The sequence below is a fragment of the Pseudomonas baltica genome, assembly GCF_031880315.1.
GTDB lineage: Bacteria > Pseudomonadota > Gammaproteobacteria > Pseudomonadales > Pseudomonadaceae > Aquipseudomonas.
Map to the genome: position 1 here is coordinate 5,880,957 of NZ_CP134771.1, position 13,166 is coordinate 5,894,122.

At 63.8% G+C, this 13,166-nt stretch carries 11 protein-coding genes; 8 read left to right on the forward strand and 3 right to left on the reverse strand.

The annotated features are described in order from the left end of the window. The first annotated feature begins 18 nt into the window (after positions 1-18). Genes REH34_RS26810 through REH34_RS26830 form a run of 5 tightly spaced genes read left to right on the forward strand, consistent with a single transcriptional unit; the run spans position 19 to position 6,571 of the window. Positions 19-1,617 (forward strand): ABC transporter substrate-binding protein, encoded by a 1,599-nt coding sequence (locus REH34_RS26810; protein WP_311969819.1) that lies wholly within the window; start codon positions 19-21, stop codon positions 1,615-1,617. Positions 1,618-1,652: 35 nt separating this feature from the next. Next, the gene (locus REH34_RS26815) at positions 1,653-2,594 is read left to right on the forward strand and encodes an ABC transporter permease (RefSeq protein ID WP_311969820.1); all 942 of its coding nucleotides are present in this window, start codon (positions 1,653-1,655) and stop codon (positions 2,592-2,594) included. A gap of 10 nt (positions 2,595-2,604) precedes the next feature. Beyond that, a complete protein-coding gene (locus REH34_RS26820; RefSeq protein WP_226502118.1) occupies positions 2,605-3,480 on the forward strand; it encodes an ABC transporter permease in 876 nt (291 codons plus the stop codon). Continuing rightward, a complete protein-coding gene (locus REH34_RS26825) occupies positions 3,477-5,120 on the forward strand; it encodes an ABC transporter ATP-binding protein (RefSeq protein WP_311969821.1) in 1,644 nt (547 codons plus the stop codon). The genes REH34_RS26820 and REH34_RS26825 overlap by 4 nt, the downstream gene beginning before the upstream one ends. Before the next feature lie 2 nt (positions 5,121-5,122). Further along, positions 5,123-6,571, forward strand: a complete 1,449-nt coding sequence (locus REH34_RS26830) for a D-aminoacylase (RefSeq protein ID WP_311969822.1) — start codon at positions 5,123-5,125, stop codon at positions 6,569-6,571. On the opposite strand, the gene REH34_RS26835 is transcribed toward REH34_RS26830, so the two are convergent. Then, the gene (locus REH34_RS26835; RefSeq protein ID WP_311969823.1) at positions 6,568-6,924 is read right to left on the reverse strand and encodes a RidA family protein; all 357 of its coding nucleotides are present in this window, start codon (positions 6,922-6,924) and stop codon (positions 6,568-6,570) included. The two genes, REH34_RS26830 and REH34_RS26835, sit on opposite strands and share 4 nt — an antisense overlap. 145 nt (positions 6,925-7,069) lie before the next feature. Between REH34_RS26835 and REH34_RS26840 the strand changes: the two genes are divergently transcribed. Then, entirely contained in the window at positions 7,070-8,317 is a 1,248-nt protein-coding gene (locus tag REH34_RS26840) for a D-amino acid dehydrogenase (protein WP_311969824.1), read from the forward strand. Between the two features lie 96 nt (positions 8,318-8,413). On the opposite strand, the gene REH34_RS26845 is transcribed toward REH34_RS26840, so the two are convergent. Then, positions 8,414-8,830 (reverse strand): nuclear transport factor 2 family protein, encoded by a 417-nt coding sequence (locus tag REH34_RS26845; RefSeq protein ID WP_311969825.1) that lies wholly within the window; start codon positions 8,828-8,830, stop codon positions 8,414-8,416. Positions 8,831-9,028: 198 nt separating this feature from the next. Here REH34_RS26845 and REH34_RS26850 point away from each other — a divergent pair, with 198 nt between their 5' ends. Then, positions 9,029-9,925, forward strand: coding sequence for a LysR family transcriptional regulator (locus tag REH34_RS26850; RefSeq protein WP_311969826.1), 897 nt, complete (start codon positions 9,029-9,031; stop codon positions 9,923-9,925). Between the two features lie 10 nt (positions 9,926-9,935). Here the strand turns inward: REH34_RS26850 and REH34_RS26855 are convergent, their stop codons facing one another. Further along, entirely contained in the window at positions 9,936-11,417 is a 1,482-nt protein-coding gene (locus tag REH34_RS26855) for an aldehyde dehydrogenase family protein (RefSeq protein WP_311969827.1), read from the reverse strand. A 503-nt stretch (positions 11,418-11,920) separates the two neighbouring features. Here REH34_RS26855 and REH34_RS26860 point away from each other — a divergent pair. Then, on the forward strand, positions 11,921-13,138 hold the full coding sequence (locus REH34_RS26860) for a diguanylate cyclase (protein WP_311969828.1): 1,218 nt from the start codon (positions 11,921-11,923) through the stop codon (positions 13,136-13,138). Positions 13,139-13,166 lie beyond the last annotated feature (28 nt).

Here is a 13,166-nt window from a genome sequence, read left to right on the forward strand (position 1 = left end):
TTGCAAGGAATGTTGAGCATGCAAGCACGTCAATCCCGTCCCCTGATCGCCAAGCTGTTGTTACCCCTCGGCCTGGCCGCCGCCCTCACTGCGCCGTTCGTCCTGGCCGCAGAAAAAACCCTGCACGTGGTGATGTCCTCCTCCTTGCGCGTACTCGATCCCATCGCCACCACGGCGCAGATCACCCGCAACCACGCCTACATGATCTACGACACCTTGATCGGCATGGACGAGCATTTCACCCCGCAGCCGCAGATGGCCGACTGGACTGTTTCGGCGGATGGCCTGACGTACACCTTCACACTGCGCGACGGCCTGCTGTGGCACGACGGCAAAGCGGTGACCGCCACTGATTGCGTGGCCTCGCTCAAGCGCTGGGCGCACTTCGATGTCGGTGGTCAATTGATGATGAAGTACACCTCAAGCATCGTCGCCACCAACGACAAGACCATTACGCTGACCCTCGCCAAACCCTTCGGTTATGTCTTGCAGTTGCTCGCCAAACCATCGTCCGTGGCGGCGTTCATGATGCCCGAGCGCGTCGCCAACATCCCGGATGGCCAGACCATCACCGACTACACCGGCTCGGGTCCCTATAAGTTCGTGGCCAAGGAGTTCGACCCCGGCAACCGCGTCGTCTACGAAAAATTCGAGCAGTACGTGCCGCGCAAGGAACCGGCCAGCGGTACGGCGGGCGGCAAGGTGGTCAAGGTCGATCGCGTCGAGTGGATCAACATGCCCGACCGCATGACCGCGATCAACGCGCTGTCGTCCGGCGATGTGGATTTCATCGAGCAGCTGCCCATCGATCTGCTGCCGATGGTGCAGGCCGATCCGAACCTCAAGACCGGCGTACTGAGCAAGTTGGGCAACATGACCGGCGGGCGAATGAACTTCCTGTATCCACCGTTCAACAACCCCGATATTCGGCGCGCGGCCTTGCTGGCGCTGAACCAGAAGGACGTCCTCGATGCGCTGGTCGGCAACCCCGAGTATTACCGCCAGTGCGCGTCGGTGTTCGGTTGCGGCACCCCGCTGGAAACCCAGGCGGGCGGCGAATCGCTGACCAGCGGCGGCAACCTTGAGGCGGCCCGCGCACTGCTGAAAAAGGCCGGCTACGACGGCACTCCCGTGGTGATCATGCAGCCCACCGATGTGCCGAGCCAGGCGCCACAACCGGTGGTCGCGGCCCAGGCGTTGCGCAAGGCTGGCTTCGTGGTCGATCTGCAACCCATGGACTGGCAGACGTTGATCTCGCGTCGCGCCAACCAGAATCCGCCCGCCCAGGGTGGCTGGAACCTGTTCTTCACCTATTGGAACGCCGAGACCATCTGGAACCCGGTGGTCAATCCAATGCTCGACGGTGGCGGGCAGAAGGGCGCGTGGTTCGGCTGGCCGACCGATGCGCAGATGAACCAGCTGCGGGTCGATTTCGTGACCGCTACCAACCCGGCCAAACAGAAGGCCATCGCCGTCGAAATCCAGCAGCGCGCCATGGATCAGGTGAGCTATATCCCGCTGGGTCAGTACAACGATGTCGCCGCCTGGAACAACCACGTCAGCCACTGGGTGGCGGGGCCGTCCACGGTGTTCTGGAACGTCGAGAAAACCGACTGATTGCTGCATCACGCTTGTTGCGTTCGGAGGCTTCGATGCTGGGTTATTTTTTGCGACGTGTGCTGGCGGCAGTCCCGGTGATGCTGGTGGTCGCACTGTTCGTGTTCCTGCTGCTGCGCCTGTCGCCCGGTGATCCTGCGGCGATCATCGCCGGTGACATGGCCAGCCCCGAGCAACTGGCAGCCATTCGCCAGAACCTCGGCCTCGACCAGCCGCTGTACCGGCAGTTTTTCGTGTGGATCTGGCAGCTACTGCACGGTGATTTCAGCACCTCGCTGATGGCCCATACAGCAGTGCTGAACATGATCGGTCAGCGCCTGGAGCCGACCCTGAGCCTGGCGTTGGTGTCGATCCTGTTCACCATTCTCATTTCGGTGCCGCTGGGCGTGCTGGCGGCGTGGAAACACGGCAGCTGGATCGACAACCTGGTGATGTCGACCTCGGTGCTGGGCTTTTCGATTCCGGTGTTCGTGATCGGCTACGGGCTGATCACAGTGTTCGCCCTGGACCTCAAGTGGTTGCCGGTACAAGGCTTTCGCAGCCTGGGCGATGGCCTGGTGCCGTTCGCGCAACGGATCGTGTTGCCGGCCCTGACGCTGTCCTCGGTCTACGTGGCGCTGGTGGCGCGCATGACCCGCGCGAGCATGCTCGAAGTGCTCGGTGAAGATTACATCCGCACCGCCCGCGCCAAGGGCTTGAGCGAGGTGCACGTGTTGTTTCGCCACGCGCTGCGCAACGCGATGATCCCGATCCTCACGGTCATCGGCACCGGCTTTGCGCTGATGATTTCCGGGGTGGTGGTCACCGAAAGCGTGTTCAACATTCCAGGCTTGGGCCGGCTGATCGTCGACGCCGTGCTGGCCCGCGACTATCCCGTGATTCAAGGCATGATCCTGCTGACCAGCGGTGTGTATGTCGTCATCAATCTGCTGATCGACCTGTCGTACGCGGTCAGCGATCCGCGCATCCGTTACTGAGGACAAGGTCATGAGCAAACCCGTTTCCCTGAGCCTGCCAGCACCCAGGCGTCGCCTGATCACCTTGCCGCGCATGCCGTGGACTTCTGCGCTGGCCTTGGTGGTGCTGGTGCTGATCATCGCCATGGCGGTCTTTGCGCCCTGGATCGCCAACCACGACCCCATCGCCTTGGCGCCGGCCATGCGCCTCAAGCCGCCCAGTGCCGAGTTCTGGCTGGGTACCGACGCCTATGGCCGCGATCTGTTTTCGCGCATCGTCTATGGCGCGCGCATCTCGCTCACCGTGGGCGTCGGCGTCACCGTGCTGAGCATCCTTATCGGCTTGCCGCTGGGGCTGATCGCCGGTTATTTCCGCGGCCTGGACGCGCTGTTGATGCGGATCATGGACGGGCTGATGGCGATCCCCGGAATCTTGCTGGCGATCGCTATCGTGTCCCTCAGCAGTGCCGGGATCTGGACCGTGATGATCGCCATCATGGTGCCCGAAATCCCCCAGGTGGTGCGCCTGGTGCGCGCGCGGGTGCTGTCGACGCGCGAAGAACCCTACGTCGAGGCCGCCCTGTTGATGGGCACCTCGACGTTCAAGATTCTCACCCGCCACCTGATGCCCAACACCTTGGCGCCGCTGATCGTGCAGGGCACTTACATCTGCGCATCGGCGATCCTTACGGAATCGATCCTGTCGTTCCTCGGCGCCGGCATCGGCACCGAAATCCCCACCTGGGGCAACATCATTGCCGAGGGTCGGGTGTACTTCCAGCTCAAGCCGTCACTAGTGCTGTGGGCCGGACTGGCGCTGTCGTTGTGCATCCTGTCGATCAACCTGCTGGGCGACGCCGCACGCGATGCGCTCGACCCCCGTATGCAGCAAAGGGGCAAGGCATGAGCGATCAGTTCAGCGACACCCTGCAGGTCGAAAACCTCTGCGTGAACAGCGCCGACGGCACGCCGATCCTGCAGGATATTTCGTTCCATATCCGTGCCGGGGAAACCCTGTGTCTGGTAGGCGAGAGCGGGTCGGGCAAGTCGGTGACGTCACTGACGACCCTCGGCCTGTTGCCCAAGGGCGCGCTGAGCGCCGCCAGCGGGCGGATCCTGCTGGACGGCGAAGACGTGCTGCAGGTCAGCAATGCTCGGCTCAAGGCATTGCGCGGCAGCCGCATGGCGATGATCTTTCAGGAGCCGATGACAGCCCTCAATCCGGTCCTCAGCGTGGGGCGGCAGATCGACGAAGTGCTGCAGACCCACACCGTGCTGGGCGCCGCCGAGCGTCGCGTGCAGGTGATGAATGCGCTGACCCAGGTGCACCTGCCGGACATCGAGCGCATCTACGCGGCCTATCCGCACCAGCTCAGTGGCGGCCAGCGCCAGCGGATCATGATCGCCATGGCACTGGTCCTCGAGCCACGCTTGCTGATCGCCGACGAGCCGACCACGGCGCTGGACGTCACTACGCAGCAGCAGATCCTCAAGCTGATCCGCGAGCTGCAGCAAAAACACGGTACGGCGGTGCTGTTCATCACCCATGACATGGGCGTGGTGGTGGACATCGCCGACCGCGTGTGCGTGATGCGCCAGGGCCGTATCGTCGAGTCCGGCAGCGTGGCAGAGGTACTCTCCAAGCCCCGTGAGGACTACACCAAAGCCCTGCTGGCGGCGGTACCGGGCCTGGCGCCGCGTGCGGCGCGCAGCGCGGTCAACAGCCAGCAAGTGGTGCTCGACGTCAGCGAACTGGGCAAGGTCTATCCGCCAGCAGGGGGCGCGTGGCGCTGGTTCGGCAAGCCCCGTGAAGGGACTCGGGCGGTGCATGAGGTGTCCTTCACCCTCAAGCGTGGCCGCACCCTGGGTATCGTCGGCGAAAGCGGCTCGGGCAAATCCACTGTGGCGCGCTGCGTGATGCGCCTGCTGGCACCGACCCATGGCGCAATCCGCGTCACCGGCAAGGATATTTCCGAGTTGTCGGCGCATAGCCTCAAGCCCCATCGCAAGCGCATCCAGATGATTTTCCAGGACCCTAATCGCTCGCTCAATCCACGCCTGAGCATCGGCAAGAGCCTGGTCGAGGGGCCGATGAACCATGGTGTCTCCTTCGCGCAGGCCTGGGCGCGTGCTCAGGAACTGCTGGAGCTGGTGGGGCTGCCTACCGACGCCATCGAGCGCTTTCCACATCAGTTTTCCGGTGGCCAGCGCCAGCGCATCGCTATTGCCCGCGCCCTGGCCATGGAGCCGGACGTGATCGTCGCCGACGAGGCCGTTTCGGCGCTCGATGTTTCGGTGCAGGCGCAAGTGCTGGAGTTGCTGCAAGCCATTCAACAGCGCATGGGTGTGGCCATTCTGTTCATCACCCACGACCTGCGCGTTGCCGCGCAATTGTGTGACGACGTGCTGGTCATGCACCGCGGGCAGGTCATCGAGTACGGCCCGGCGGCGGCTGTACTCGGCGATCCGCAGCAGCCCTATACCCAGCAGTTGATGGACGCGGTGCCCGGCAAGGGCTGGGATTTTGCAGCAGGCCAGAGGATTTGAGCATGACTTTCGATTTACTGTTTCGCGCCGTGACGATCGTCGACGGCACTGGCGCCGCACCCTATGTCGCCGACCTGGCCACTCAGGGTGATCGCATCGTGGCCCTTGGCGATCTGAGCGGCTATCACGCGCAACGGATCATCGATGGCGACGGACGCTGCCTGATGCCGGGCTTTATCGACGTGCACACCCATGATGATACCAACGTCATTCGCACCCCCGAGATGCTCGCCAAGATCTCTCAGGGGGTAACCACGGTGATCGTCGGCAACTGCGGCATCAGCGCCTCCCCGGTGACCTTGCGCGGTGCCCCACCTGACCCGATGAATCTGCTGGGCAATCGGGAGGCGTTCGTCTATCCGACCTTCCAGAGTTACATCGATGCGGTCGAACAGGCCGTGCCGAGCGTCAATGTCGCCGCCTTGATCGGCCACACCGCGCTGCGCTCCAACGTCATGGCGCAATTGGATCGAGCCGCGTATGACAACGAGCTGCACGCCATGTGCCTGGCGCTCGAAGCGGCACTGGATGCCGGGGCCATCGGGCTCAGTTCCGGGCTGGCCTACACCAACGCCAAACAGGCGCCCATGGCGGAGATGCAGGCGCTGGTGGATATCATCGGTGCGCACGGTGCGCTCTATACCACGCACATGCGCAACGAGCACGATGGCTTGCTCGACTCGCTACAGGAATCCTTCACCACGGCGCGCAACGCGGGCGCGGACCTGGTGATTTCTCACCTCAAATGCGCCGGCGCCGGTAATTGGGGCCGGGCGCCTTTGGCCCTGGCCGCTCTGGAGAAGGCTGCCAGCCAACAGTCCTGTAACTGCGATTGTTATCCCTATGCGGCCAGCTCGACCACGCTGGATGCCTGGCGTGTCGACGGGCAGATGGAAATTCTCATCACCTGGTCCGAACCGCACCCGGAGATGGCCCGCCAGACCCTCAAGGACATCGCCGAGCAGTGGGGCGTATCGCAGTGGCAGGCCACCGAGCGGCTGCGCCCGGCCGGCGCCATCTACCACATGATGAGCGAAGACGATGTGCGCAGGATTCTCGCTCATCCGCTGTCGATGGTCGGCTCCGACGGCTTGCCCAATGACCCTAATCCGCACCCGCGCTTGTGGGGCACTTTCCCTCGGGTGCTGGCGCACTATTGCCGGGACCTGAAGCTGTTCGATCTGGCCGAAGCGGTGCGCAAGATGACCGGGCTGTCGGCCGCACGCTTTCGCCTGCAAGACCGTGGCGTGCTGCGCGAGGGTGCCTTCGCCGACTTGACGTTGGTGGACATGCAGCGCATCGAGGACATCGCCACTTACAGCGATCCATGCCGCCAGGCGCCGGGCATCGACCTGGTGGTGGTCAACGGCGTGGTCAGCTATGAAGACGGCCGGGTGCAGGGGCGCCAGGGGCGCTTGCTCAAGCGCCAGCCTGTCGCGTTGGCGGATTAGACCCCGGTGGCAGCGGTCAGCATGATCTCGACCAATACGTCCGGCGAGGCCAGGTCGGCCTGGATAGTCGCACGGGCCGGCGCGGCGCCTTCGGGCAGCCACTCGCACCAGACTTCATTCATGGCAGCGAAATCGGCGGTTATGTCCTTGAGCCAGATCTGCGCGCTCAGCAAGCGGGTTTTGTCGCTGCCCGATTGGGCGAGCAGGGCGTCGATCTTGGCCAGTACCTGGCGGGTCTGGCCAGCGCAATCGGCGGTGCGGTCGTCTGGCACCTGGCCTGACAACCAGGCCAGTCCACCGTGGAGGATAGCGCCGCTGAGGCGTGGATTGACGGAAATTCTCTGGATGCTCATGGCAACTCCTGATGCGGGGTGGGGATGCGGTGTGGACGGACAACGCTAACCACCCTCGCTTCATATTGCCATGACTAAATCGACTGTCGGCCATAACCCCTTGCTAAGGCCGCCCATCTTCAGACGTGATTCAAAGGAGAAGACTGTGCAAGTAGTGGTGGTAGGAGCAGGTGTGGTGGGGCTGGCCAGTGCCTGGTATCTGGCGCAGAAGGGCCTGCAGGTCACGCTGGTGGATCGTCACGCCGAGGTCGCCCAAGAGACCAGCTTCGCCAATGGCGGGCAGTTGAGCTACAGCTACGTGGCGCCTCTGGCGGAACCGGGGGTGATAGGCAAGCTGCCGCAATGGTTGCTCGGCGCAGACTCGCCGTTGCGTTTCAGGCCGCGTCTGGACCCGGCCCAGTGGCGCTGGTGCCTGGCGTTTCTGCGTGCCTGCACACAGGCACAGGTGCGCCGCACCATCGGCGAGATGCTCAGCCTGTCGTACCTGAGCCGCGATGCGCTGGATGAACTGCTGGCCGCCCATCCGCTGGATTTCGATCTGACGCGCACCGGCAAGCTGGTGGTGTATCGCGACTCGGCGGCGCTGGCCGCAGCCACGCCGATGGTCGACTGGCAACGTTCGCTCGGCGCCGATCAACGCCTGCTGGACGGCCCGGGATGCGTCGCGCTGGAGCCGACGCTCGCGGCGATCGGCAGCCAGTTGGCCGGAGGCATTCACACGCCGGGCGAGGCGACCGGCGACTGCCTGCGCTTCTGTCAGGGGCTGCAGAGTTTGTTGGCGCAGAGGCCTGACGTGCGCCTGGCCCTGGGCGTCGAGGTGCAGGGGTTGGTGCGCGAAGGGCCGCGAGTGGTCGCCGTGCGCACCGCCGAGGGGGACATCGCGGCCGATGCCGTGGTGGTCGCCGCCGGGATGTTCAGTGTGCCGTTGCTCAAGCCATTGGGGCTGTCGCTGCCGTTGTACGGCTTGCGCGGCTACAGCCTGAGCGTGCCGCTGGACTCGTCCCTGCGGGCACCGCGCCTGAGCGTGACCGACGCCGCGCGCAAGGTAGTCTACGCGCCGCTGGGCAGGCGCCTGCGCATTGCGGCGATGGTCGACATGGGCGTGAGCGGGGCAGATGTCGACCCGGCGCGCATCACCTTGCTCAAGCAGCAGGTCGCCGAGACCTTCCCGCAACTGGACCTCGAGCATGCTCAGGCCTGGGCCGGTCTGCGCCCCAGTACCGCGCACAGCAAGCCGATCATCGGCCGTGCCGAGGGGTTCGACAACCTGTGGCTGAACGTCGGGCAGGGGGCGCTCGGGTTCACCTTGGCACTGGGCAGCGCAAAGCTATTGGCCGCACAAATGAGCGGTGATGCCTTGCCGATCGATGCGGCGCCGTTTCAGTTGCGCTAGAAGGTCGCCGGGCTAGTCACGCACCCTGTCCGCACTGCACTGGTGGTCGAATCACGATCACCATTGGGGCTCGCTGGGGAAGCCGTACGCCTGCGATCAAGTGGCGCTGACCACCGACAGGTGCTCGTGACAGGCCAGCCAGCGACCCTCCCGACAGTGAAAAACGATGGTCTCGCGCTCCTCGCACTGCAACTCCTCACCCGCAACGCGCAGGCGCGTCGATACATCGTGGATGAAGATCGCCACCTCACCCTGCAGGCTCACATGGCCGTTGCTCGACTGGCACTCCAGCACGGCGAAACCCTCAGCCTGCCATTGCGCCCACACGGCTTCATATTCGGCGCGGGTATACAGCGGCTGGGGCAGGGTGTGGAATACGAAGGTGGCCTCAGGGCTGAAGCTGGCGAAGTAGCGCGCGGTGTCGTTGCTGGCGAAGGCACTGACCAGATCGGCGGCGGCCTGGAGTACCTGTTCGTGTGTATGGGCGGCTTGCGTATGGGAGGATTGCTGCACGGTGGGCCTCGGTAATGGCTGTTGTGATTGTCTGCGCGGATTCTGGCGAGTACCGCGGGCGGGGCAAATCGGTGGGGGCAAATAATCACTTCAGGGATTCATCAACTAATCGCGTTGGAACGCGCAATTGACACGCTGCCGGCCCTGGCATTGAATGCCTCGCTCCCCCGTGTGGTCATCGTCAATGAGTCAGACACCGTGTTGAGAAACGTCGCCGATATGGACCTGCGCCTGCTGCGGATCTTTACCGTAGTGGTCAAGTGCGGCGGCTTCAGTGCCGCCCAGGCCGAGCTCAACATGAGCCAGTCCAACATCAGCATGCACATCTCCGGGCTGGAAAAACGCCTGGGCTATCGTCTGTGCGAGCGCGGCAAGGGTGGCTTTCGGGTGACCGAGAAGGGCCAGCGGATCCTCGACGCGGCGGCGGTGCTGTTCGGTGCCGTGGATGCGTTTCGCGATGAGGCTCAGGGGCTGTCGGGGCGTCTGGTGGGCGATCTGTACTTGGGCGTGGCCGATAACATCGCGACCCTGCCCACCGCGCGCATCGACGCGGCCATCGCGCGGTTCTACCAGCGCGAGCCCGATACCCATCTGCACATCCACGTCAATTCGCCCACCGAGCTCGAGCGCGCGGTGATCGATGGGCAACTGGATATGGCGGTGTCATATTTCAGCCGGGAGTTGCCGACGCTCGACTACCAGGCCCTGTACAGCGAAGAGATCGGCGTGTTCTGCGGTCGTCTGCATCCGCTGTTCGCGGTCCCGCAGCCCGATACCGCGCAACTGCAGGACGCCGACTGGATCCGCCACGGTTTTGTGTCGGCCAGCCAGGTGCTGCCGATAGTGCCCCGGCGTGCATCGGCGACTGCGCATCATATGGAGGCGGTGGTGCATGGGGTGTTGGCGGGCACGCACTTGGGCTATCTGCCCGCGCACTATGCTCAACCGTGGATCGCCAGCGGGCAGATGCGCGAGCTGGGCGACACGCCGCTGCGCTATGCCGTGCAGCATCGCCTGATCACCCATGTCGGGCACCCGCAGAGCGAAGCGGTGCGGGCCTTTATCGATGATCTGCTGGCGGTGCATCGCGCCTAGCGCGTGGCCGTTAGCCGAGGCAGCGGGTCACGTGCTTGACCGACTGATACGCCGACAAACCCCAGGGGCCCAGTTCACGGCCAATGCCGCTGGCCTTGGTGCCGCCCCATGAGGTTTCGACGAACACCGCCTGGACCGAGTTGATCCACACGTGACCGACCTCCAGCGCCGCCGCTACGCGTTGTGCGCGCTGCAGATCGCTGCTGATCACCGTGGCAACGAGGCCGAAGCGGCTGTCGTTGGCGATGTCGATGGCCTGCTGCTCGCTGCTGAAGCGCTGGGTGCAGAGCACCGGCCCGAAGATCTCTTCGTTCCACAGGCGGCTGGCGCTTGGCACGTCGGTATACAGCGTCGGGCGTACGAACCAGCCGGGTTGTTCCATTGCCTTGGCGCCGGCCAGACAGCGCAAGCCTTCGGTCTGGGCGAGGGCGAAGTAGTCGTTGACCTTCGCCCATTGCGCCTGGCTGATCAGTGGGCCCATCTCGACCTCGCCCTGAGCCGGGTCGCCCACCTTGAGCGCCTCGAAAGCCGTGGCCAGGCGTTGCAGCAGAGCGTCACTGATGCGTTCGTGCACCACCAATCGGGAGGTGGCCGAGCACATCTGCCCGGCGTTCCAGCAGATCCCGGCAACGATCCATTCCACCGCCTGGTCGAGGTCGCAATCGTCGAATACCACGATGGCCGACTTGCCGCCCAGCTCCAGGGTCAGCGGCCGACACTGCTCGGCGGCGGCGTGCATCACTTGGCTGCCCACCGCATTGCTGCCGGTGAAGGAGACCTTGTCCAGGCCAGGATGACTGCTCAGGGCTGCGCCTACCTGGCGGGCGCCGATGACGATATTCAACACGCCCGCCGGCAGCCCGATGGCGTCGCTGATCTGCCCGTAGGCTTGTTCGATCAGCGGGGTGACTTCGGACGGCTTGAGCACCAGGGTGCAGCCCGCGGCCAACGCCGGGGCGAGCTTCCAGGCGCTGGTCACCAGCGGGAAGTTCCAGGGCACGATCAAGCCCACCACGCCGACTGGCTCGCGCCGCGTTTGTGCGACAAAGCCCGGCACCGCCAGCGGCACGTCGCTGTCTTGGCCGGCATCAAGCTGCTCGGCCAGCACCGCGTAGTAGTTAAAGGTGGCCACGGCGTCGTCGATATCGATACTGGCTTCGTGTTCCGGTTTGCCGTTGTTGCGCATCTGCAGCGCCAGCAGCTCGCCACGCCGTTGCTCGATCTGCTCGGCGAAGCGGCGCAGATAGCCGCCGCGCTCGGCGCCACTCAAGGCGCGCCATGCAGGCAAGGCAGCGCGTGCAGCGGCGACGGCCTGATCCACTTGCGTCAGGCTGGCGCCCTGGAGTTCGGCGAAGGGCCGGGTGGTGCTGGGGTCATGGACCACGATGGCTTCGTCGCCTTGACCAGCGGCCCATTGGCCCGCGATGTAGTGGGGAGTGTTCGTAGGGTGACTCCCGGCAGTGGCGGGTGTAAGCGAGGGGGCGGGGGGCATGGCAATTCCTGACGTTGGCAGATGTATTGTTGTGATGGGTGTGGGGCGGCCTGACTGGCCAGGTGCTGGCCGCTATCGCAGGCCTAGGAAGCTTAATCGGGGAGGAACATCAGTTCGTATTCATGATTTTGAATGCTGGTATATCGCAAGGCTGATGTATGTGGCCTGGGAACCAGCCGGATGTGGGGGTGTTGAATAACGTCCGTCTGTAGAGGCTCAACGGTTGCCAGCGGGATACCGCCTGTCGGCTGATCAACGCGCAGCTCGTCGTCCATCTTCCGTCTGAGTGGGCATTGATGTTCACCCGCCAATGCTGCGCACGCGGCCCCCGTGGGGGATCTCGACCCAGGGCCTTGATAGAGACCGGTGGCGGCAAGGGTCCTGCCTGCCATAGCCGATACAACCTGGGCTGACCTCTAATCGACATATTCTTGTCAAATGATGGCACTAAGATATCATTCGGGCTGTCGTACCCTGATTCATAGCTTCCTGCCCGGTGTCCCATGCCTTTCAGCGTTCCTGATCATTCCACTGCTGACGATCCGCGCCTCCTTGCACAGGTCGAGCAAGCCATTGCATCGGGTGTCCGCAGACTGCGTTTCGACAGTGAGCTGGAGCATCGTTACGAAGCCGACACCCATCAACAGCGGCTGCAGTTTCTGACCACCATCGGCATCATCGGTGGGTTGGTCTACAACGTATTCATGCTCAGCGATTGGCTGACGCTGCACGACATGTTCGCGTACGTGGCGCTGGGCCGGGTGTGCCTGATCACGCCGATGATCATCGGCTTGCTGGTATTGCTTCAGCGCCTGAAATCACGCTGGGCTCTTGAAACGGTCGCGGCCACGGGCACGGTATTGTCGTCATTGATGCCCCTGGTGGTGATGATCTACAGCGACAGCCCCTATCGCATGCATTTTCAATTGGGCATGGTGTTGATCATGGTCTACTGCACCATGATCCAGCAGATGCCGTTGCGTTATGCCGCCTGGGCCATGCTGTGTATGGTGGTCATTCAGTTGGTGACGACTTACCTGGCGCACTTCGCGGACTTCATCATCTGGCAGTCCAACGCGTTGCTGTTCGTCTCGACGGCCGCGCTGCTGGTGATGGCCACTTACTTCATGGAGCGCGGCAAGCGCTTCAGTTATCTATTCTCTTTGCGTGGCCGGCTGTTGCAAAAACAGTTGATGAGTCTGGCGCGAACCGATTCCCTGACCCAACTGTTCAATCGGCGCTACCAGGGCGAGGTCCTGATGCATGTTTGGGAACAGGCCCAGGCCGCACCCACGCCCGTGGCGACCATTCTGCTCGATATCGATCACTTCAAGGCCTACAACGACAGCTACGGCCACTTGCAGGGCGACGCGTGCCTCAAGCGCCTCAGCGAAGCGGTCCAGCAGACGGCCGAGGACGCTGGCGCGCTGGCCTTTCGGTTCGGCGGAGAAGAAATTCTGCTGCTGTTGGTGGATGCGGATGCCAGCCAGGCCAGGGTCCTGGCCGAAGCCTTGCAAGCGGCAGTCGCAGCCCTGCAGATGCCGCACCCGGCATTGGGTGAGGGTGCGCGCGTCACCATCAGCCTTGGCATTGCCGCTGCCACTGCGCCGCAGATCAGTGCCGACGCCTTGATCGGCAGCGCAGACAGCGCGTTGTATGCCGCCAAGCATGCGGGGCGTGATTGTTTGCGCTTCGCCCGGCCAGAAGCGGTAGGGGCTTAGGTCACCATTCGGTGCCCAGCCGTTCGTT